Raw genomic sequence first — 22,569 nt, forward strand, 5'->3', positions numbered from 1 at the left:
CCCACTCGCGAGATATCCCGCGAATGGATGCGCCAATTGGCTTGAATGGCCGGCTTTAAAAGGAAACGCTAAATATTAAAAAATTATATTTATTATCAACAGGTTGCAGGCGATTCAAGAAACGATTTTCCCGACCAGCATCCATTCACGGATGTCATTTCCTTGTCACCTGCGTTCCCTATCCGGAATGAGCCATTGCGCTCACCCGGATTATCTCGACATCCCGCGCCACGGCCGGAAAAATCAGCTCTGCGATTTAATCGAATGCCCGCATTAAACCGGAAAACCATTTCCCGACAATCGCTTACAGCAACGCGACGACCCTCACGTCGCTGCGATCCGCCGATGCGACGACCTTCCCGTCCACACGCCGGAACGTCAGCGTCACCGCCGCGTTGCCGACCCGCAGATCGCCGATTTCGAGCCAGTCGATGCCTTCCGGCAGCATCGGCTGCGCGACGCGCACTTCGCGCTGCTCCGCGTCGATCGTCACGCCGAGGCACGCTTCGAGCATCATGAACGGCGACCCGGCCGCCCATGCCTGCGGCAGGCACGCAACCGGATACGCAGTCGGCCGCTCGCCGCGGCGGCGCTGGAAGCCGCAGAACAGCTCCGGCAGCCGCATGTCGAAGTTGACCGCCGCCTCGAACAGCGCCTGCAACAACCGCACGGCCGCATCCTTGTGGCCGTAGCGCGCGAGGCCGCGCGCGCACAGCGCGTTGTCGTGCGGCCAGATCGAGCCGTTGTGATACGCCATCGGATTGAAGCGCGCCTGGCCGGCTGCGAGCGTGCGCACGCCCCAGCCAGTATGGAACAGCGCGGATTGGAGCGCGGTCGCGACCTCGCGGCCGCGTTCGTATTCGGGCAGCCCGAACGCGAGCAGATGCCCGGCGTTCGACGCGAGCACGCGGCACAACTCGCCGTGGCCGTCGAGCGCGATCCCGTAGAACCGCGATTCGGGCATCCAGTACAGCCGCTCGACGCTGTCGCGCAGCTTCGCCGCGTGCGCCGCGTAACGCGCGGCCGCGTCGCCGAGACCGCGCCGCGTCGCGAGTTGCGCCATCGTGTCGAACGCGGCGCTCGCATACGCCTGCACCTCGACGAGCGCGATCGGCCCGTCCGGGAACCGGCCGTCCGCATGGAACACCGAATCGTGGCTGTCCTTCCAGCCCTGGTTCGCAAGACCGCCCTCGGATTCGCGCTGGTAATCGAGCAGCCCGTTCGGGTTGCGGTCGCAGACCGCCGCGACCCAGCCGGCCGCGCGTTCGAGCGCGGGCCACAGTTCGTCGATCAGCGCGTGGTCGCCGGTGCGCGCCGCATACGCGCCCGCGAGCACGACGAACAGCGGCGTCGTGTCGACGCCGCCGTAGTACAGCGCGAACGGCACTTCGCCGGTCGCCGCCATCTCGCTCTTGCGCATCTCGTGCATGATCTTGCCGACTTCGGCGTCGCGGAACGCGGAAGTCTCGCGCGCCTGATGCTCGGCGAGAAAACGCAGCACGCCGCGCGCGAGCGACGGCGCGATCCACAGCGTCTGCAGCGACGTGATGATCGCGTCGCGGCCGAACGGCGTCGAGAACCACGGAATCCCCGCATACGGATACGGGCCGGTCGGCAGGTCGCTGGTCAGGAGCCCGAGGTCCGCGAGCGAGCGGCCGATCCACGAGTTGAAGAGCGGATTGCTCGACCGGATGCGCGCGGTCGAGCGGCGGCGCTCGCGCATCACGATGTGCGCGTCGACGAGCGCCGCCCGCACGGCCGCGCGGCCGACGCGCCGCCCGTTCTCCGCGGCGAGGCAATGCTGCGGCTGGACGATGCCCGCGCTCGGCGTGTCGGGCGCGGCGCCGGCCAGCGGCTCGACGGCGACGATGACGGTCAGGTACACCGGCACGCACGCCTGCGCGGGCAGTTCGACCGAATAGTCGGCGCGGTCCGCGAGCAGCTTCAGCGGCGCGGGCGAAAACGAGATCCGCACGCGCCGCGCCACGCGGTCGAGCCCGACGTAGTCGAGGCACACGTCGCCGTCGTCGAAACGCGGCGGCTCGATCGTGCCCTGCCGGACGCGCTTCAGGCCGCGCACCTCGAACATGTCGCGGAAGTCGCTCGCGAACGAGATCGACAGCGGCACGACCGCATCGGTCGTGCCATAGTTGGTCAGCTCGATCGCCTCGGTCATCATCGTGCCGGACAGCACGCGCGAACGCTGCACGTGGATCGCGCCTTCCGGCGTGCTGGTGCCGCCGAGCGGCGGCAGCGGGCGGTTGGTCAGATGCGCGGTGAACGCGGTGTTGTCGCTGCTGACGCTGCCCGAGAGCAGCGACGGCACGCGGCCGCCGAACGTGAGACGCAGCGACGACAGCACGCGCGTGTCGTTGACGAACAGGCCGTCGTCGAGGCCGGTGATGTCGCCGAGGGAGTCGTTGACGATGAACGTGTCGCCGGACTTGAGCACGTGCTGTGCCGCGCTCGCGACGTCGGGCGTTTCGGGCGCGATGAACGCGTCGTCCGCCGCGTGGTCCGGATGATCGACGCCGCCTGAATGCGTGACGCCACCGAGTGCTTCAGGATCCTGCATTGCGTTGCTCCTGTGCGGTTCGCTTCCGGACGATTGTAGAGGCTTCGCGCGTTGTCTACGAGGTCGCCCCGCGAGCAATGCGGGTTCTAGCCGCCGAAAACGCAGCGGGCGCCGGCACTGCGAGAGTGCCGGCGCCCGTTCGTTTCAGCGGCGCGTGAGGAACGCGCGGATCAGCGTTGCGAAATCGGCTTCGCTTCGCGCGGCGTATGGCCGATGAACAGCTGGCGCGGGCGGCCGATCTTCTGTTCGGGGTCGGCGATCATCTCGTTCCATTGCGCGATCCAGCCCACGGTGCGCGCCATCGCGAAGATGCAGGTGAACATCGACGTCGGGATGCCGAGCGCGCGCTGCACGATGCCCGAGTAAAAATCGACGTTCGGATACAGCTTGCGCGACACGAAATAGTCGTCTTCGAGCGCGATCTTTTCGAGCGCCATCGCGAGCTTGAACAGCGGATCGTCGTGCAGGCCCAGTTCTTCGAGCACTTCGTGGCACGTTTCGCGCATCAGCTTCGCGCGCGGATCGTAGTTCTTGTACACGCGATGGCCGAAGCCCATCAGCTTCACGCCCGAGTTCTTGTCCTTCACCTTCGCGATGAATTCGGGAATGTGATCGACCGAGCCGATCTCTTCGAGCATGTTCAGCGCGGCTTCGTTCGCGCCGCCGTGCGCCGGACCCCACAGACACGCGATGCCGGCCGCGATGCACGCGAACGGGTTCGCGCCCGACGAACCGGCGAGACGCACGGTCGACGTCGACGCGTTCTGCTCGTGGTCCGCATGCAGGATCAGGATGCGGTCGAGCGCGCGCACCAGCACGTCGTTCACCTGGTAGTCCCCGGACGGCGTCGAGAACATCATCTGCATGAAGTTCGCGCTGTACGACAGGTCGTTGCGCGGATACACGAACGGCTGGCCGACGCTGTACTTGTACGCCATCGCGACGAGCGTCGGCAGCTTCGCGATCATCCGGATCGCGGACACTTCGCGATGCGTCGGGTTCGAGATGTCGAGCGAGTCGTGATAAAACGCGGACAACGCGCCGACCGCCGCGACCAGAATCGCCATCGGATGCGCGTCGCGCCGGAAGCCGCGGAAGAAGAACTGCATCTGCTCGTGGACCATCGTGTGATTCTTGACGGTCTTTTCGAACTCGTCCTTCTGCGCCTGCGTCGGCAGTTCGCCTTTCAGCAGCAGATGGCAGGTTTCGAGGAAGTCGGCGTTCTGCGCGAGGTTGTCGATCGGGTAACCGCGATACAGCAGTTCGCCCTTGTCGCCGTCGATATACGTGATCGCCGAGTTGCACGACGCCGTCGACATGAAACCCGGGTCATACGTGAACATGCCGGTCTGGCCGTACAGCTTGCGGATGTCGATCACGTCCGGTCCCAGCGTGCCTTTGTAGACCGGCAGCTCGACGCTCTGCGCGCTGTTGGAGAAAGTCAGGGTGGCGTGGGTTGTCGAATCGTTCATCTACGTGTCCTTGTTTGCTGTCACATCGCACATGCCGCAGTGGCGCCGGCATCGGCCGGGCGCGCTGAAGCGCTGGCAGCATTCTACGGTGCGACGCTCTGTCCATTGACGCCGCCCCGGGCAACAATGCCTCCTAAGTCATGCAACATTCCGCATGGACATGCGGTGCAGCGGCCGCTTTCTGCAACAATGTTTTGCTTGCGCAATGCAGCAAACAGGACGATGCTCTGCGATACTTCACCGCATGCAGCACTTCCCCCCGACTGCATAACGCAGTGGTTGGCCCGCCGTCCTTCGGCGGGCCTTTTTTCTCCACACGCGCCAATAACAGGGAAAACGTAAGGATCAACAGATGAACCTGCCACTCGATACGCTGTTCGACACCGACGAACTCGCCGCAGAAGGTCCGGCCGTCGCCGCCCTGAATCACCAGGACATCGTGGTCGCGCTGTCCGCCGCGCTCGCGCCGAAACGCGTCGCGGTGCTGCACATGCTGTATCCGCGCACCGACGCACGCACGCATCGCAGCCTCGACACGCTCGTCGACGTGCTGCGTGGCCATGGTCTGCACGAAGTGGCGAGCCTGATCGCACAGGAAGCGCACTACCTCGTGTTCAAGGACCCGGCCAAGGCGTGGAAGGCGTTCCACGAGATCCGCAACGACTCGCTTGCGATCGGCGTACATCTCTATTACAACGGGCTCGTCGGCGAAGCGGCCGAAGTCTCGCTCGACGCGCACGCTCACGGTCGCAGCTAAAACGCCCGATTTTTTTCGGGCGGCGCGAAGCGGGCTGTTTTTCCTCGCCGCTTCGCGTATTGCCCGTCGCGTATTGCCCGTCGTGTTGCCCGCTAAGCCCGCACGCCGCGAATGAAGCGATCGATGATCTCGTTGAACGCGGCCGGCTTCGCGAGGTTCATTCCGTGCGATGCGCCGGCCACCGTCGCGCGGCGCGCATCCGGCAGCCACTGTTCCAGCGCCGCAACGGTGCGGTGAAACACCTGCGGACTCAACGCGCCGTCGATCAGCAATGCCGGGCACTTGATCGCGGCCGCGTCGTCGCGCGTGTACGCGGGCAACGGATCGCGGATCTGCGGGCCTAGCGTGTGCGCGTTCGCGATCGCCATCGTCTGGAACGCCTGCGTGCTGCGCGCCCACGAACCGGGCCGGCTCACCGAATCGACAAACAGTTGAAGGCCCGCCTCGACGTCGCCGGACTCGATCAGTTGCACTGCGCGCTCGCGCAGCGCGTTCGCGGATTCGGTCAGCGGCGCGGCCGGATGGCCGTCGGTCTGCACCGGGCCGCCGGGGTCCGCGAGCGTCAGCGAACGCACCCGTTGCGGATGGCGGCGCGCGAAATGAAACGACACCGCGCCGCCGCGCGAATGCCCGATCACATGCGCGGGACCGGCGCCGAAGCCGTCGACGAACGACGCGAGTTCGTCCGCGTGACGGCTCCAGCTGAACGGCAGGCCGTGCGCGGCGTCGGCCGCCGGCCAGTAATGCGTGAGGCTCACCGCCACGCACCGGTAATGCTTCGACAGCCCCGCAAGCTGCGGCTGCCAGTAGCGGTAGTCGCACAGCGAGCCGTGCACGAACAGCAGCAGTGCGCCTTCGCCGCGCTCGATATACGGCATCGGCACGCCGCCGGGCAATTCGACGTAGGGATACGCGTCCTCGCGACGCGACGCGGCAGGTAGAGCGGATGAATTCACGGACAGCGGATTGAAAGACGTTGGGACGGCGCGGCCCGGCGCTCACCGGAGACGGTGACGGGACACGCGTGCATGGGCGGTATTGTCACACGGGGCGGAATAACGTGTGCAGGGCCGCTGTAAGGGCCGTGAAAACGGAGCGCGTGGGCGCGCGATCGATTGACCCTGCGAGCATCGCGGTTGCTGGACAACGATGGTCGCCATGCGGCCTGGACGAACACGTATCCATCGGTCCGATCGCAACGCTATCGACGCCAACGGCGCTTTGCCGGCCGTGCGCCGCGCGATGATCGAGTCCGCGTCAAACAGGCGACGCTGACGGAACTCCGATCGCGAAACACCGCTGTCCGAGCGATTGCAGGCTGACCGAGCCCCCCCCCCACCGGCGACCACTTCTTCAGAACGAAGCAACGAACACGCGCCGGGCGGACCGCTCCGTCAATCGAACGCGTACTCGTCGAGCAGCGACGCCGCCGCTCCCGCACCGCGCACCGCGCACGTCATCGGCTCGTCCGCGACGCGCACCGGCACGCACAACTGGGCCGAGAGGCACGCATCGAGATTCGCGAGCAGCGCGCCGCCGCCGGTCAGCACGATGCCGGTCTCCGCGACGTCGGTCACGAGTTCCGGCGGCGCCGTTTCGAGCACCGCCCGCACCGCGTCGATCACGTGGCGCAGCGGCACGACGAGCGCGTCCGCGACGTCGTGGCTCGTCAATTCGACCGTGCGCGGCAGGCTGTCCTCCAGGCTGCGGCCGGTCGCGCGCATCCGCTCGACCGGCGCGTTGCGCAGCGCGGTGCCGATGGTCTTTTTCACGTGCTCGGCGGTCTGTTCGCCGAGCATCACGCCATACACGTTGCGCACGTGGTTGATGATCGCGAGATCGAACTGGTCGCCGCCGACGCGCGCCGACCCGCCGCACACGACGCTGCCGTGCGCGATCATCCCGACCTCGGTCGTGCCGCCGCCGATGTCGACGACCATCGACGCCGTCGCCGACGCGACCGGCACGCCGGCCCCGACCGCCGACGCGAGCAGTTCGCCGATCAGATGCACGCTCGCCGCGCCGGCCGCGAACGCGGCCTCGCGGATCGCGCGGCGCTCGACGTTGGTGGCCCCGGCCGGCACGCAGATCGTGAACGTCGCGCGGCGGCCGAACAGCCGGCGCGGACAGGCCATGTCGACGAACGAGCGGATCATCTGCTGCGCGGCCGGCACGTTCGCGATCACGCCGTGCTGCAACGGGCGCACCGTTTCGAGGTTCGCGGGCGTGCGGCCGAGCAGTTGCTTCGCCGCGCTGCCGACCGCCGCGAGCGTCGATTCGCAGGGCGTCGCATGGCGCTCAAAACAGACGACCGACGGCTGGTTCAGCACGATGCCGTCGTCGACGGTGTAGATCAGCGTGTTCGCGGTACCGAGATCGACCGCCATGTCGTGGCGGGCCAGCTTCTTCAGAAGTGTGCGGTGCGACGTCGCTCGGGCCATGTCGGTGCGGTGGGTAGTCGGCGGCCCTTGCCGGCGGGCTGCCGCGGTCGTCGAGCCCGCGGCGTGCGGCGGCGTGGCTGCGCCGCCAGTCTCCGCGCCCCGGGCGGATCGGGCCTTTCCGGCCCATTGGACCCGTTAACGGCAGGCGCGCGAGGAACTTTAGGGCGGCCGATTTTCCGCAGATGGCGGGATGGCGGGATGGCGGGATGGCGAACGGCGAACGGCGAACGGCGAACGGCGAACGGCGAACGGCGAACGGCGAACGGCGAACGGCGAACGGCGAACGGCGAACGGCGAACGGCGAACGGCGAACGGCGAACGGCGAACGGCGAACGGCGAACGGCGAACGGCGAACTCAGCGTATCCGGCGGTCACGAAAGATCACAAGCACCCATCGCATCGTGAAGCCGATCGGGCCTTACCCGCGAGCCATCGCAGCACCGCCCACCGACCGCCGCATCCGCCCGCTACGACTTCTGCACGAACACCCGCTGCAACGCCTCCAGCCCCAGCGCCGCGCCTTCGCCGTCGATCGTATGGCCGACGCCCGGCAGCGCATACGCGGCCACCGCATAACCGGCGTCGCTGAACGCGCCGGCCGCGCGCTCCAGTTCCAGCACCGGAATCACCGCGTCGTCGACGCCGTGCACCAGCGTCAACGGCGTGCGGCTGCGCGCGACCACCGGCGCGACGAGCCGTCCCGAATACGCGACGACCGCCGCCGCGCCTTCCGGCCGCGTCGCGACGTGATACAGCGACATCATCGACCCCTGCGAGAAGCCGACCAGCGCCAGCGCGTCGTAACCGAGCCGCCAATGCGCCAGTTCCTCGTCGAGCCGCACTTCGAGCGTCGCGGCCGCGACCATCACGCGCTCCGCGCGATTCGCCTCGTCGATGTCGCGCAGGCTGAACCACTGCCGGCCGCCGAAACCGCCGTCGAACGGCTCGCTGCCGTCGAACGACACGAACCCGACGCCGGGCAGCGCGTCGCGCCACGCATCGGCGAGCGGCATCAGATCGCGCGCATTGCTGCCGACCCCATGCAGCAGCACGACCAGCGCATGCGCGGCGCCCTCTGCCGGCGCGAGGCGCCAGCCCTGTTCGAACGGTTCCCAGCTCATCGGCAAGCCCTCTTTCGCGTTATTCCCGATATCGCCTCGCGCAGTACAGCCCGCAAGGCGGCTCACGACGCGGACGTCACGCCCAAGCATACGCTGTGCCCTCGTCCGGCGCTCGCGCGTCGGCGCGCGGCATGGCAGGCGAAGGCGTTTCGTAAGCACTGGCGAACGCCTCGCCCGCCAATCTCCCTCTTCCGGCCAGGGATGTCGCGCGCGGCGTCTATCGTCCGCGTCGATTGCAGGTATGCTTGGGCGGCCGGGCGCCAGGACGCGCCCGCTGTCCCGCCGTCCTCTTCACGGAGCCACGTTTGAGCCAGCCGCCGCCGTCCCAGCCACCCGGGCCGCCCCAGTCATCCCAGCCCCCCGCTCCGCCCCCGCCGCTCGAAGGCGGCCGCCTGGTCCTCGCGACGATCGCGGTCGCGCTCGCGACCTTCATGAACGTGCTCGACACGTCGATCGCGAACGTCGCAATCCCGACGATTTCCGGCGATCTCGGCGTGTCGGTCGACGAAGGCACATGGGTCATCACCGTGTTCGCGGCCGCGAACGCGGTGTCGATCCCGTTGACCGGCTGGCTCACGCAGCGCTTCGGCCAGATCCGGCTGCTGGTCGCGTCGATCCTGTCGTTCGTGGTCGCGTCGTGGCTGTGCGGGATCGCGCCGAGCCTGCCGATCCTGCTCGTCGCGCGCGTGTTGCAGGGCGCGGTCGCCGGGCCGCTGATCCCGCTGTCACAAGCCGTGCTGCTCAGTTCGTGGCCGAAGGAAAAGGCCGCGTCCGCGCTCGCGTTCTGGGCGATGACGACGACCGTCGGCCCGATCGCCGGCCCCGCGCTCGGCGGCTGGATCACCGACAGCTACAACTGGTCGTGGATCTTCTTCATCAACATTCCGGTCGGCCTGTTCGCGGCCGGCGTCACGTGGTCGATCTACCGCAACCGCGAATCGGCGACGCGCAAGCCGCCGATCGACGTCGTCGGCCTCGGGCTGCTGGTCACGTGGGTCGCGTCGCTGCAGATCCTGCTCGACAAGGGCAAGGACCTCGACTGGTTCAACTCGTGGGTCATCGTCGGGCTCGGCATCACCGCGCTGGTCAGCTTCGCGTTCTTCCTCGTGTGGGAGCTGACCGAGGAGAATCCGATCGTCGATCTGCGCCTGTTCGGCCAGCGCAACTTCCTCGGCGGCACGATCGCGATTTCGGTCGCGTACGGCGTGTTCTTCGGCAACCTCGTGCTGCTGCCGCAATGGATGCAGGAGTACCTGAACTACCGCTCCGTCGACGCGGGCCTCGTGACCGCGCCGCTCGGCATCTTCGCGGTGCTGCTCGCGCCGGTGCTCGGGCGCATCCTGCCGCATTCGGACGCGCGCATCATCGCGACCATCGCGTTCATCGGCTTCGCGATCGTGTTCTACATGCGCTCGAACTACGTGATCGAGATCGACACGTGGCACCTCGTGCTGCCGACGCTGCTGCAAGGCATCCCGATGGCGCTGTTCTTCGTGCCGCTCACCGCGATCATCCTCGCGGGCCAGCCGCCGAACCGCGTGCCGGCCGCGGCCGGCCTGTCGAACTTCGTGCGGGTGTTCTGCGGGGCGGTCGGCACGTCGCTCGCGACGAACGCATGGAACAACCGCACGATCCTGCATCACGCGCGGCTCACCGAGCAGGCGTCCGTCGACAACCCGGTGTTCCGCCAGCAGATCGAGAACCTGCAGACGACGCTGCATCTGAGCCAGGCGTCGTCGCACGCGATGTTCGACTTCATGCTGACGTCGCAGGCCGCGATGATGGGGCTGAACGACATCTTCTACGTGTCGGCGATCATCTTCCTCGCGATCATCCCGCTCATCTGGATCACGCGCTCGACGAAGGGCGGCGGAGGCGGCGCGGCCGGCGCGCATTGACGGGGGCGTTGCCGTCCACGGGCGGCCGCGCGCATCGACCGGCGGCGGCGCGCGCACGCCGGACCGCTACAATCGCGACGTCGGCCGCGGCTCCCGCGCGGCCTCCGTCACGCGATTGCCCATGACCTACGCGCCGATCCTCGAAGCGATCCATCACGACCTGCAACCGTACCTCGGCACCGGACGCGTCGCCGACTACATCCCCGAACTCGCGAAGGTCGATGCGAGGCACTTCGGGATGGCGGTCGTCACCATCGACGGACACGTGTACCGCACCGGCGACGCGGATCTGCGCTTCTCGATCCAGAGCATCTCGAAGCTGTTCGCGTGCACGCTCGCGTTCCAGTTGCTCGGCGACGTGCTGTGGGACCGCGTCGGCCGCGAGCCGTCCGGCACCGCGTTCAACTCGCTGGTGCAACTGGAAAGCGAGCGCGGCAAGCCGCGCAATCCGTTCATCAACGCGGGCGCGCTCGTCGTCACCGACGTGCTGTGCCGCCGCTTCGTGCGCGCCGAGACCGCGCTGGTCGAATTCATCCGCCGGTTGACCGGCGAGCGCGGCATCGACTACGACTCGCGCGTCGCGGCGTCCGAACTGATGCACGCGGACCGCAACCGCGCGATGGCGCATTTCATCGCGAGCTTCGACAACCTGGAGATGCCGGCCGAGGTCGTCGTCGACGCATACAGCCGGCAGTGCGCGATCTCGATGAGCTGCGTCGAGCTGGCGCGGGCCGCGCTGTTTCTCGCGAACGGCGGCGTCGTGCCGGCGACCGGCGAGCGGATCGTCGACGCGAGTTCGGCGAAGCGGCTGTCCGCGCTGATGCTGACCTGCGGCACCTACGACGCGGCGGGCGACTTCGTGTATCGCGTCGGGCTGCCGGCGAAGAGCGGCGTCGGCGGCGGGATCGTCGCGGTGCTGCCCGGCGAGATGGCCGTGTGCGTGTGGTCGCCGGGACTCGATCCGACCGGGAATTCGCTGGTCGGGACGTTGGCGCTCGAATGGCTGACGACGCGGACCGGACGGTCGATTTTCTAGCGCGGGCAGAAGCACGCTCCAACTGACACGCAACGTCGGCGCCCAAATGCAAACAGGGACGTTCATCGCAACCGATGAACGTCCCTGCCGATCCCACACTGTGCCACGACATACCGGCCGCTCCACATCGGGCAACCGGCATCGCAACCGCGCGTTAGCGCATGCCGCCGCTCGCGACGATATGCTCGCCGGTCAGCCACTTCGCGTCGTCCGACGCGAGGAACGCGACGACCGATGCGATGTCGTCCGGCTGGCCCACGCGGCCGAGCGGCGTCTGGCTCAGCGCATACGCTTCGAGATCGGAGCCGATGATCCCCGCGCTATGCGTGCCTTCCGTCACGACCACGCCCGGATTGACCGCGTTCACGCGAATCTTCTTCGGACCCAGTTCGCGCGCGAGCACGCCGGTGATCGCATCCACCGCGCCCTTCGTGCCGCTGTAGACCGCGCTCGCCGGCGGCGTGATCGTCGTCACGACCGAGCTGACGTTGACGATGCTCGCGCCTTCGCCGAGATGCTTGAGCGCCGCCTGCGTCGTCAGCAGCACGCCGAGCACGTTCGTGTCGAACTGCTTGCGGTAGTGCTCTTCGGTGATCGCCTCGATCGGCGCGAACTCATAGACGCCCGAGTTGTTCACGAGCACGTCGAGACGGCCGTACGTTTCGATCGCCGTGTCGATGATGCCCTGCGCGTCCGCGGTCTTCGACACGTCGCCGCCGACCGACACCGCCTTGCCGCCGGCCGCCGTGATCGCCGCGACGACCGCATCGGCGCCCGCCTTGCTGCTCGCATAGTTGACGACGACCGACGCGCCTTCGGCGGCGAGCGCCTTCGCGATGGCGGCGCCAATGCCCTTCGATGCACCCGTGACGACCGCGACCTTCCCTGTCAGCTTGCTCATGATGTTTCCCTTACGTGAATTCTCATCTTCGATAGAACCGGCCGCCGATGCCTAAGAAGCACTCGATCGCCGGGCGATTGTGTGAATGTAGAGAGGTAGCGCGCGCCGATAAAGCGGCTCGACACGAATTGACTGGCAGGATCAGCCGAACAATCGGAGTAAACGGAGTAAGCGGACGCGGAAGAAACAACGCGCCGATCGCGCGAACGCGGGCGGGAGACGATGCGCGCGGGGCCTGCGCGCAGAGGACCGGAACCGGGCGGCCCGACTTCGCGAAACAGGGGCATCCGCCGCTCGACGGATGCCCCTGCTTCCCGACACGCGGACAGCCAGCAGGCCTGCCCGCGAATGCCGGCAAAGACTTACATCGGCGGCGCGACGCCGTCCTTCTCGACGACCACGCGCTGCGCGGTGTACTGGCCTTGCGACGCGGGCGTCGCGACCACGAACACCTTCTTGCCCGGCGTAAGGTCGGTGCGCGCGGCCGGCGCGAACGTCACGACCGGCACGTTCGGCGGAACCGTCACTTCGTTGCTGCCGCCCTTGTACGACAGCGTCAGGTTGCGGCCGTTCGTGCTCTGCACGACCGTGTCGACGTTCGCGTTCGTCATCGTGCTGTTCGGGCCGAGGTCCCACGCGTAATGGCCTTCGCCGGTGCCGCGCGCGGCTTCCGGGAACACGACGACTTCGGTCGCCGTCATCTTGCCGTCGGTGCCGGTCGTCGCGGCGGTGCCGATGAACGTGCCGGGCTTGATGTCCGAAAGCTGGATCGCCTTGACCGCGGACACCGCGACGCTCGGCTTCAGATCGATCGACACCGTGTCGCCGCTGCGGCGATGCACCTTCAGCACGTCGCCGTCGAGCGACACGATTTCGCCGCGAATGCGGGCCGGCTTGGCGGCGGGCGTCTGCGCGAGCGCCGCGCCGGCGAAGGCGAGCGCAGCGAACGTGACGCCGAGTTTCAGGCGGATGGACATGAACGGATGCTCCATAAAGGACTGTGGGACTTCGAAGCGCCAGGCCGAAACCGGCCGGCGCACATCAGGAACCGCCGAACCAGTTGTAGCCCTGGTTCTCCCAGTAACCACCGGGATATTCGTTCGTCACGCTGATCGCGACGATATGCTTCGGATTCTTGTAGCCGAGTTTCGTCGGCATGCGCAGCTTCATCGGGAAACCGTATTTCGGCGGCAGCACGTCGCCGTCGTAGGTGAGCGTGAGCAGCGTCTGCGCGTGCAGCGCGGTCGGCATGTCGATGCTCGTCCAGTAGTTGTCCGCGCAGTGCAGCGACACGTATTTCGCGGACGTATCCGCGCCCGAGCGGCGCAGAAAATCGGCGAAGCGCACGCCGCCCCAGTGGCCGATCGCGCTCCATCCCTCGATGCAGATGTGACGCGTGATCTGGCTTTCCTGCGGCAGCGCGCGCAGTTCGTCGAGCGTCCACGTGCGCTTGCCGTTCGCGAGGCCGCTCACCTGCAGCCGGTACGTCGCGGGATCGACTTCGGGCACGTCGTCGATGTCGTAGAACGCGTTGAACGGGAACGGCCGCGTAATCATCGACTCCGGATACGTCGGCGCCATCTTGTTCGGGTCGAACAGCAGCGCCTGCACGTCGTCGTTGAAGAACGACATCTTGCGCAGCATCGCGTTCACCGACTTGTCGTTGGTCAGATCGCAGCCGGACAGCATCGCGATGCCGCCGAGCGTGAGAATCCGCTTGCCGAGCAGCCGGCGCGCGGGGCTCTTCAGTTCGCCGCGCGCGTCCTTGAGGATCGAGTCGCCGTGCGACGCAAGAAACGTATTGGGCGGGTTCGTCTTTTTCCGCAAGCTCATCGTCAACGTCCCCGGATCATCAGCAGCAGCGAGCGCGGCACCAGCGCGACCATCGCGACGTGCACGACGAAAAACGCGACCAGCACGCTCATCGCGAAGAAATGCACGACGCGCGCGTTGTCGTAGCCGCCCATCAGCGTGCGCAGCAGCGGGAACTGCACCGACTTCCAGACCGCGAGCCCGGACAGGATCACCAATGCGAGGTCGACGATGACGGCCAGATACGCGAACTTCTGGACCGCGTTGTAGCGCGCGAGATCGTCGTGGCCGAGCTTGCCGCGCAGCGCGGCGACGAGGTCGGCCGCGAGCGATTTCGGCGTGAGCGGCAGCAGTTTGCGGCGGAAGCGTCCGGACGCGAGGTTCAGCCCGACGTACACGAGAAAGTTCGCGACCAGCATCCACATGATCGCGAAGTGCCATTGCAGCGCGCCGCCGAGCCAGCCGCCGAGCGTGATCGACGCGGGGAACTGCAACGCGGGGAAGATCGGCGACGCATCGTAGATCTGCCAGCCGCTCATCACCATCAGCACGACGGCGAGCGCGTTGATCCAGTGGGTGATGCGGATCCACGCGGGTTGGATCGTAGGTCGGTTCACGGGGCCTCGGGTGGGTTCGCGATTCGGATTACATGGAGCCTGGCGCGAATGCATGGAGCGCGATGATGTCTGTCGCAACAGGCCGCCACATGCGTTCGCCATGTCGGATAAACATCGCTGAGGCACGGCTATTCCATCGTCTGAAGAAAAAATTTGCTTACATACCGCCGACGGTCTCGATGAACGCGGCGTGTCGACGGGAATAACGCATCGGCTTATGCGAACTGGAAATTGCGGCTTAAATCGAACGGCATGGCAAGAGGGTCGCGCGGCTGAACGCCAGAAAAGCTGCGCCCAGCGCGGCGCGAGCCAGCGCCCGGGCCACCGCCGTTGCGGCAGAGGCCGCCGGAACCGAAGGCGCGAAGGCTGATAGCTCCCGAACCGATATGCTGAACGCGCAAGGCTGTGCATCAGGGCCGCGCGGCAATGCGCAGCCGTTTCAGTACGTCGGCCGTGCTCCGAGGAGTAGCGATATGAGGCTGGAGCGCATATCGCTACCGATATTCGTCGATCTCGACTGTGCCGCCGAGAGAGTCCATCATCGCGCGGATATCGGCAGGCACGTCAGGCACGCGATCGCCGGTCTCGTTGTCCCAGTAGCGGAAGAAACGCATTCGTGCGGCCTGCTTGTTGAGCAGGTCAGGAAGGTCGGCGCGTGGCAGGTAAACGAGGTACTGCAAATGGGGCGTCAGGTGGTCGCTCCGAACGGAGGATTGGCTACGGACGCCCCACACGCCGGTTCGTCGCTCGATATTTCGCGGCTGGCCGTTGCGATCGACGACGGGATCGCCTTTGGTGTGTGCGATATCGGGGACGACGCCGAAATACCCAGTCCAGAACTCCGGCGACACCTGATCGCCCGAGACCGTGAATGACGCGTAGGCGCGTTCGTGCGATTCCATATGATCTGTCTTAGCAGTTGTGCATGTTGTCGATTTTCAGCCCGTTGAAATAGACATCGCCGTTGTCGTGCCAGATAACGTTGTCGTCCCCTCTCAGGTCGTTTTCATCTTTCGGCTCACTCCCAACTCGCGCCCCGCCTTCGTGAAACTCGACGTCCTCCCGCTACGTGATCTCGCGGGACGGCGTCATCGCGTATGCGCAAGTCAACCCCGACTACACGCGCCGCCCGGACCCGAGCGAACTGATGCCGACGCGGCAACGACTGACGCAAGCCGCCTGCACACGGGCGGCATCGTCACCGAAGCGTGAACGATCGGGTCGAGGGTCGTTTGCGGTTCGTCCATTGCAGGTATTGCCGGGCGAGCGTCATCGAGTCGGTCCCGCGCGGCGCGCAACACGAAACCCCACGTTTTTATTACCGCGTCAGCGAACCGAAAGTACGTGTGCTGCGCGTAATCCGCCATCGCACACTCCCCCTTATGCATCCGGAATCGCGGCGCTATCATCAGCGATGAAAAAAAGCCTGGGCCGTCGCTCCCGACGCCGCGCCACCGTCCCCGAGAAGGACACCCGCCATGCAAGCCCACGAACTGCTGCTGCCGCTCTATCGCGGCGCCCGCGAGGTGCCCGCGGACCTGTTCATCGACTGGGCGCTCGATCTGCTGCGCACGATCGTGCCGTTCGACATGGGCCGCTGGGGCATCGGCATCCGGCAGCCGGACGGCTTCGTGTTCCCGGTCAATCACCTGTATCGCGACGACCCCGGCATCGCCGCGCACTACGACGCGATCCGCAATCAGGACACCGGCGCGCTCTGGTGCAGCACCCATCGGCTGCACACCGGCAACTTCTGCGCGCGCACGTGGTACGACCGTCCCGACCAGGCCGGCATCCGCGCTTACGCGACCCGGTTCCGCCACGAGCATGCACTCATCACCGCGGACATCGACCGGCCCACGGGCGTCGGCCGCACGATCTCGCTGTACGGCGCGATGCCCGCGCGGCCGTTCGCGGAGCACGAACGCGCCGCGATCGAAACGCTGTTTCCGCATCTGATGGAAGCGTGGTCAATCAACCAGGCGCTGCACGCGGAAAAGCTGCGCAACGCGGACGGCGCGCGCTCGTGCACGGTCGCGGTCACGGACCCGTCCGGCTTCCTGCACTTCGTCGAGCCGGCTGCGCTCGCGCTGCTGAACGACGAATGGCCCGGCATGTCCGCGTACCGGCTGCCGGACGCCGCGATCGCGGCGCTCGCCGCGTGCGGCGCGACCACGCGCATCAACGGCGCGCGCATCGTGATCGCACCGGTGCCGACCGGCCGCCTGCTGTTCCTGAAGATCCGCGCGCGCACGCCGATCGACAACCTGACGAAGCGCGAGCAGAGCGTCGCGTCGCGCATCGCACGCGGCCTCACATACAAGGAAATCGCGAAGGAACTCGCGCTGTCGCCGGCGACGGTCCGCAACCAGATCCAGTCGATCCACGAGCGGCTGAACGTGCGCAACAACGCGGAACTGATCGCGCAGATCATGACGTCGCACGCGAACTGGACGGCGGCCGGCGTCGAAGCCGCGGCGCGCCGACGGTGATCCGCGTTCGGGCTTTCGAACGCTTCATTCGTTGCGGCGCCGCACACGCGATCCGGCTTCTGTAACGACGCCGGTTTCAGTTTTTCGCCGCGCCCTCTCCTTTCATCCCTCCAACGAACGACGAACACGGCGACGTGCGTATGCACATCGATGCCCGTCGCTCACAGCCGATCGCGAAGAGCACCGTTCCGTATCGCCAGCAATAGTGCATTTGCATCCTTGCCGCCAACCGCCCCGGTCGACTTAACTGAATGCGCAACGAATCGCCCGGGGCAAGGCGATCGACGACAGCAAACGCGCCGCCTCGACCGGCGCACCGGGCAGCGAACCACACGAAGCGTCTGGGGAGACCACCCAATGAACCAACGGGACAATACCTTCCGGCATCGGAAAACCGCGCTCGCGTCCTGCGCGGCGCTGCTGCTCGCCGCGTGCGGCGGCGGCGGAGACAGCGGATCGAACGGCAGCGGCTCGGTGTCGGCGTCGCGGATGACGGGCACCGTCGCGAGCGGTTATCCGGTCGCGTCGGCGTCGGTCACCGCGACCGATGCGAACGGCAAGACCGCCGCCGCGACAGCGGACGCCAACGGCAGCTACACGCTGCCGACCACCGGCCTCGCCGCGCCGATCGTGCTGGTCGCGACCGATCCGTCCGGCCGCGCGACGCCGATGGTGTCGATCCTCGCGAGCCTGCCGGCGAGCGGCAGCAACGCGACGGTCAACGTGACCACGCTGACCACCGCGCTCGCCGCGCTGCTGACGCCGGACAGCAATCCGCTCGACTTCGTGACGCCGGGCGCGGCGACGAGCCTGAGCGACGTGACGCCCGCGAAGGTGCAGGCGGCGACCGCGACGCTCGATCAATACCTCGCGAACCTGCTGACGGCCGCCGCGCTGCCGGCGACGTTCGACCCGATCGGCACCGCGTTCACCGCGAACCACACCGGCGCGGATGCGCTGCTCGACCTCGTCAGCATCGTGCCGGAGGGCGCAGCCACCTATCTCGCCTACTCGCTGCCGCCAACGTCGGCCACGCAGGACGCCGCGTACCTGCAACTGAACTCGGCGACGGTCGGCTCCGCGAACGTCCCGGCGACGCCGGCGGTCAGCGCGACGACGCTCGCAAACGCGTCGTCGCTGTCCGGTTATCTCGGCACGCTGCCCGGCCTGCTGAAGCCGTGCGTCGCGGCCGGCGGCGCCGGCTCCGCGTGCGGCGGCGTGATCGACGCGAGCTACAAGGACAACGGCTACACGAACCTCACGCAGTACGAGCCGGACCTCGCGTCGTCGGACCTGAGCCTTGGCTCGCCGTCGATCGTCGCGCTGAACGCCAGCGGCACCGGCGCGCTGATCGGGATTCCGTACGCGCTGACGACCGCGGCGGGCAATCTCGGCGACTACACCGTCTACACGACCGTCCAGCAGACGGCGGGCGGCACGTGGGCGATCGTCGGCAACCAGCTCGACTACGACGTGTCCGTATCGACGCGCACGACCTATCGGCATTTCCTGGACGCGTTCACAAACTCGACCGGCAACGCGGACGCGGATTTCGTCGATGCGGGGCTGTCGCTGAACGTGAACCTGAACGGGCCGAACGGCGGCAACATCAACTCCGCGCACGTGACCGGGCCGGGGCTGCCGGACGCGGGGCTGTGGCTCGCGATCTCGACGGTGACCGGCGACGGCTCGCTCGCGATCGAGACGACGCAGCAGTCCGGCCCGCCGTCGGCGGGCGCGAACAGCGGCGGCAGCAACACCAACGAATACCGGTGGTCGTACGCGACGCCGCCGAACGGCCAGCCGTTCACGCCGCCGACCAAGGGTTTCTGGAGACCGACGCCGATCGACGTGACGGCGCTGCCGATGTACGGCGTCTACCAGTTCACGCTGTACGACGGCAGCGGCAACCCGCTCGCGCAGTTGTCGGTCACGAACCCGAATCCGCCCGCCGACGCGTCGCTCGGCGTCAGCGCGTACACGCAGGGGAATTCGACCGCGATGCCGCAAGGCGCGTGGCCGGGGCTCGGCAGCGACGTCGCGACCAACTTCCTCGCGCCGACCGGCTCGCTCGCGGCCGCGCAGACGTCGGTGACGGTCGATTTCACGCAGCCGCCGACGCAGCCGGACAACCTCGACCCGCTGACGCTGACCGGCGTGCAGGTGCAGTCCGAACAGAAAGGCCATGGCGGCTCGGGCGGCACCGGCTATGAAAAAACCGCCACGGTGCCGGACCGTGACACGACGTCGGTCACGGTGACGGCCGCGAGCGGCCAAAGCTTCCTCGCGATCGGCGCGAACTCGCCGCCGACCTACCGCATCGTGCAGTTGCGCAGCAAGAACGCGCACGGCGTGCTGTTCTACTGGAACGCGACGTACCGGAACAGCGCGCAGGCGCCCGACGCGGCCTGACGCCGAGCCGCCGCTCTGCGTGCGCGAGCCGGGCGGGCCGGCGGCCCCGTTCGAGCCATCCCCTGTGTTCCTCCCCATTCGGCCGCTCCGCGCTGCGGAGCCGGCCGTTTTTCTGCTCACCCCATCCCGCCCCCAAAAATCTCCTTTGACAAACACTCTTACGATATATATCTTAAGATATGTTTTACGACACTCTGGAGATTGCTCCCATGCGTCACCCCTTCTTTTCCGATCATCATGGCCGCGACTTCGCCGGCCGCATCTCGACGCTGCATGCGTGGTGGCACGCGGCCGGTCGCCACGGCGGACGCCATCGCGGCGGTCCCGGCTGGGGCGACGGCCCCGGCGGATTCGGCTTCGGCGGCGACCGCGACGATTTCGGCCGCGGCCGCAAGTTTTCGTCCGACGACCTGCAACTGATGCTGCTCGCGCTGCTCGCCGAGCGCCCGAGCCACGGCTACGAACTCATCAAGGCGCTCGACTCGCGCTCGAACGGCTTCTACAGCCCGAGCCCCGGCATGGTCTACCCGGCGCTCACGTACCTCGAAGAACTCGGCTACGTCAGCGTGCAGGTCGAGGGCAACCGCAAGCGTTACGAGTTGTCCGCCGAAGGGCGCGCGCATCTGGACGCGAACCGCGAGCGGGCCGACCTGATGCTCGCGAAGCTGACACACGTCGCCCGCAAGATGGACCTGATGCGCCGCGCGTTCGCCGGCGAGGACGCTCCGGACCCGGCCGAGGGCGGCTGGGTGCCCGAGCTGATCGACGCGCGCCGCGCGCTGAAGCACGCGCTGGTGCGCCGGACCGACGCGAGCCCGGACGAGCAGCGGCGGATCGCGGCGATCCTCGCGCGCGCGACCGCCGAAATCGAACAGAACGATGGCACGGTCTGAAGCCGTGTCCGTCCGCCCGCCACAGGAGCCATCGATGCAGAATCCGTCAGACCTCGAAATCGTCCGCGTCCGTCATCCGCTGAAATTCCGCCTGCTGCACGTCGCGCGCGTGCAGACACTCGCGCCGGCGCTGGTGCGCGTCACGCTGACCGGAGACGACCTGCGGGATTTCGAGTCGGCGTCGTTCGACGACCACGTGAAGGTGTTTTTCCCGCCGCCCGGCGAAGACAAGCCGGTCCTGCCGAGCGCCGGCCCGGACGGCATCGTGTTTCCGGAAGGCGTGGCGCGGCCGGCGGCGCGCGATTACACGCCGCGCCGCTTCGACCGCGCAGCCGGCGAACTGGACCTGGAGTTCGTGCTGCACGACGCGGGTCCGGCGACCGCGTGGGCCGCGCAGGCGCAGCCGGGGCAGTATCTCGGCGTCGGCGGGCCGCGCGGGTCGATGGTGATTCCGGACGGCTTCGACTGGCACCTGCTGATCGGCGACGAAACCGCGCTGCCGGCCATCGCGCGCCGTCTCGAAGAACTGCCGGACGGCACGCGCGTCGCGGTCGTGGTCGAAGTCGCGAACCGCGACGCGCGGATCGAACTGCCGACCGACGCCGACCTGTATGCGGTCTGGTGCTACCGCGACGACGCGGACGCCGAAGCGCCGCTGCTCGACGCGGTCGCGGACGTGTGGCTGCCGCCCGGCGAGGGTTTCGTGTGGGCGGCCGGCGAGGCGTCGTCGATCCGCGCGGTGCGCACGCTGCTGGTGGATCGGCGCGGCGTCGACCGGAAGCGGATTCGCGCGTCCGCATACTGGCGGCGCGGCGCGCAGGCGACGCACGAGTCGATCGACGACTGACGCGCCTGGGTCAGGGGTCTTCCGCGTGAACCTCGCGCGGATAAAGAAAAAGCGGCCCGCACGGGCCGCTTCGCGATGGCGGAGGGCAGACGGCCGCGAGCGGCCGCCCGGCCGGCGTTGTCAGCCCATCCGCCGCGCGCGCACCGCCGCCGCGAGTTCGTCGAGCACCGGCTCGGTCTGCGTCCAGCCGAGGCATGCGTCGGTGATCGACACGCCGCGCTTCAGCGGCACGCCCGGCGTCAGGTCCTGGCGCCCTTCTTCCAGGTGGCTCTCGATCATCACGCCGATGATCCGGCGGTCGCCGCCCGCGAGTTGCGACGCGATGTCGTGCGCGACGTCGATCTGCCGCTGGTGCTGCTTGTTCGAGTTCGCGTGCGAGCAGTCGATCATCACCTGCTGCGGCAGTTCCGCCTTCGCGAGCGCGGCGCAGCACGCGTCCACCGACGCGCGGTCGTAGTTCGGCCCCTGCTTGCCGCCGCGCAGGATCACGTGCGCGTCGTCGTTGCCGCGCGTCTCGAAGATCGCGGCCAGCCCCATCTTCGTCATGCCCATGAACGCGTGGCTCGCGCGCGCGGCGACGATCGCGTCCGCCGCGACCTGCACGCCGCCGTCGGTGCCGTTCTTGAAGCCGATCGGGCAGGAAAGGCCCGACGCCAGTTGCCGGTGGCTCTGGCTCTCCGTCGTGCGCGCGCCGATCGCGCCCCACGCGACGAGATCCGCGATGTACTGCGGGCTTAGCAGGTCGAGGAATTCGGTGCCGGTCGGCAGGCCGAGCCCGTTGATGTCGAGCAGCAGTTGCCGCGCGGCGCGCAGCCCCTCGTTGATCCGGAAGCTGCCGTCGAGCCGCGGATCGTTGATGTAGCCCTTCCAGCCGACCGTCGTGCGCGGCTTCTCGAAGTACACGCGCATCACGATCAGCAGGTCGTCCTTCAGTTCGTCGGCGACGCGCTTCAGATGGCGCGCGTATTCGAGCGCCTGGTCGTGGTCGTGGATCGAGCACGGGCCGACCACGGCGACGAGGCGGTCGTCGCGGCCCTTCAGCACGTCGGCGATCTGCGCGCGGCTCGTTTCGACCAGCGCCTGGGTCGCGGGCGGCACCGGCAGTTCGTCGAGCAGCAGCGCCGGCGAGATCAACGGGCGGACCGCGCCGATGCGCACGTCGTCGATGCGGGTGGTGTCCTGGGTGGCGTCGGCGCTGCCGACTTCCTGGTCGTGCTGGGGGTTGTCGATACGGCTCAAGGGGTTCTCCTGCTGCGCGCGCGGTGCGATAAACGGGCAATTATCGCATCCGGCGC

The 22,569-nt window shown here is 67.6% G+C and carries 18 protein-coding genes; 7 read left to right on the forward strand and 11 right to left on the reverse strand.

Annotated elements, in window-relative coordinates:
- Positions 1–304: 304 nt before the first annotated feature.
- Positions 305–2,575 carry an amylo-alpha-1,6-glucosidase gene (locus BLV92_RS16810; protein WP_090547227.1) on the reverse strand — a complete coding sequence of 757 codons (2,271 nt, stop codon included), beginning with the start codon at positions 2,573–2,575 and terminating at the stop codon, positions 305–307.
- A gap of 170 nt (positions 2,576–2,745) precedes the next feature.
- Positions 2,746–4,047, reverse strand: coding sequence for a citrate synthase (gltA, locus tag BLV92_RS16815; protein WP_090547229.1), 1,302 nt, complete (start codon positions 4,045–4,047; stop codon positions 2,746–2,748).
- A gap of 352 nt (positions 4,048–4,399) precedes the next feature.
- On the opposite strand from gltA, the gene BLV92_RS16820 reads away from it, so the two are divergent.
- The gene (locus BLV92_RS16820; protein WP_090547231.1) at positions 4,400–4,804 is read left to right on the forward strand and encodes a hypothetical protein; all 405 of its coding nucleotides are present in this window, start codon (positions 4,400–4,402) and stop codon (positions 4,802–4,804) included.
- A 92-nt stretch (positions 4,805–4,896) separates the two neighbouring features.
- Here the strand turns inward: BLV92_RS16820 and BLV92_RS16825 are convergent, their stop codons facing one another.
- From BLV92_RS16825 to BLV92_RS16840, 3 genes are all read right to left on the reverse strand, one after another.
- The gene (locus BLV92_RS16825) at positions 4,897–5,682 is read right to left on the reverse strand and encodes an alpha/beta fold hydrolase (RefSeq protein WP_090551074.1); all 786 of its coding nucleotides are present in this window, start codon (positions 5,680–5,682) and stop codon (positions 4,897–4,899) included.
- Positions 5,683–6,198: 516 nt separating this feature from the next.
- On the reverse strand, positions 6,199–7,245 hold the full coding sequence (mreB, locus tag BLV92_RS16830; protein WP_090547233.1) for a rod shape-determining protein: 1,047 nt from the start codon (positions 7,243–7,245) through the stop codon (positions 6,199–6,201).
- Between the two features lie 467 nt (positions 7,246–7,712).
- The gene (locus BLV92_RS16840; protein WP_090547236.1) at positions 7,713–8,366 is read right to left on the reverse strand and encodes an alpha/beta hydrolase; all 654 of its coding nucleotides are present in this window, start codon (positions 8,364–8,366) and stop codon (positions 7,713–7,715) included.
- Positions 8,367–8,671: 305 nt separating this feature from the next.
- Between BLV92_RS16840 and BLV92_RS16845 the strand changes: the two genes are divergently transcribed.
- Entirely contained in the window at positions 8,672–10,264 is a 1,593-nt protein-coding gene (locus BLV92_RS16845) for a DHA2 family efflux MFS transporter permease subunit (protein WP_090547238.1), read from the forward strand.
- Positions 10,265–10,385: 121 nt separating this feature from the next.
- Positions 10,386–11,300 (forward strand): glutaminase, encoded by a 915-nt coding sequence (locus tag BLV92_RS16850; protein WP_090547240.1) that lies wholly within the window; start codon positions 10,386–10,388, stop codon positions 11,298–11,300.
- 154 nt (positions 11,301–11,454) lie between these two features.
- On the opposite strand, the gene BLV92_RS16855 is transcribed toward BLV92_RS16850, so the two are convergent.
- From BLV92_RS16855 to BLV92_RS16875, 5 genes are all read right to left on the reverse strand, one after another.
- Positions 11,455–12,201 (reverse strand): glucose 1-dehydrogenase, encoded by a 747-nt coding sequence (locus tag BLV92_RS16855; protein ID WP_090547242.1) that lies wholly within the window; start codon positions 12,199–12,201, stop codon positions 11,455–11,457.
- Positions 12,202–12,563: 362 nt separating this feature from the next.
- Entirely contained in the window at positions 12,564–13,178 is a 615-nt protein-coding gene (locus BLV92_RS16860; RefSeq protein ID WP_090551076.1) for a hypothetical protein, read from the reverse strand.
- Between the two features lie 64 nt (positions 13,179–13,242).
- The gene (locus tag BLV92_RS16865) at positions 13,243–14,034 is read right to left on the reverse strand and encodes a molybdopterin-dependent oxidoreductase (protein ID WP_090547244.1); all 792 of its coding nucleotides are present in this window, start codon (positions 14,032–14,034) and stop codon (positions 13,243–13,245) included.
- Positions 14,035–14,036: 2 nt separating this feature from the next.
- Entirely contained in the window at positions 14,037–14,630 is a 594-nt protein-coding gene (locus BLV92_RS16870; RefSeq protein ID WP_243842540.1) for a cytochrome b/b6 domain-containing protein, read from the reverse strand.
- Positions 14,631–15,124: 494 nt separating this feature from the next.
- Entirely contained in the window at positions 15,125–15,532 is a 408-nt protein-coding gene (locus BLV92_RS16875) for a DUF4279 domain-containing protein (RefSeq protein ID WP_090547249.1), read from the reverse strand.
- A 576-nt stretch (positions 15,533–16,108) separates the two neighbouring features.
- Here BLV92_RS16875 and BLV92_RS16880 point away from each other — a divergent pair.
- The 4 genes from BLV92_RS16880 (at position 16,109) to BLV92_RS16895 (ending at position 21,274) form a co-directional block, all read left to right on the forward strand.
- The gene (locus tag BLV92_RS16880) at positions 16,109–17,122 is read left to right on the forward strand and encodes a helix-turn-helix transcriptional regulator (protein ID WP_090547251.1); all 1,014 of its coding nucleotides are present in this window, start codon (positions 16,109–16,111) and stop codon (positions 17,120–17,122) included.
- 357 nt (positions 17,123–17,479) lie between these two features.
- Positions 17,480–19,534, forward strand: a complete 2,055-nt coding sequence (locus tag BLV92_RS16885) for a hypothetical protein (protein WP_090547252.1) — start codon at positions 17,480–17,482, stop codon at positions 19,532–19,534.
- A gap of 209 nt (positions 19,535–19,743) precedes the next feature.
- Positions 19,744–20,427 carry a PadR family transcriptional regulator gene (locus tag BLV92_RS16890; protein WP_243842541.1) on the forward strand — a complete coding sequence of 228 codons (684 nt, stop codon included), beginning with the start codon at positions 19,744–19,746 and terminating at the stop codon, positions 20,425–20,427.
- A 34-nt stretch (positions 20,428–20,461) separates the two neighbouring features.
- The gene (locus BLV92_RS16895; protein ID WP_090547255.1) at positions 20,462–21,274 is read left to right on the forward strand and encodes a siderophore-interacting protein; all 813 of its coding nucleotides are present in this window, start codon (positions 20,462–20,464) and stop codon (positions 21,272–21,274) included.
- A 120-nt stretch (positions 21,275–21,394) separates the two neighbouring features.
- On the opposite strand, the gene BLV92_RS16900 is transcribed toward BLV92_RS16895, so the two are convergent.
- Positions 21,395–22,513 (reverse strand): 3-deoxy-7-phosphoheptulonate synthase, encoded by a 1,119-nt coding sequence (locus tag BLV92_RS16900; protein ID WP_090547257.1) that lies wholly within the window; start codon positions 22,511–22,513, stop codon positions 21,395–21,397.
- Between the last annotated feature and the right edge of the window lie 56 nt (positions 22,514–22,569).

This window comes from Paraburkholderia caballeronis, assembly GCF_900104845.1.
Taxonomy (GTDB): Bacteria; Pseudomonadota; Gammaproteobacteria; order Burkholderiales; family Burkholderiaceae; genus Paraburkholderia; species Paraburkholderia caballeronis.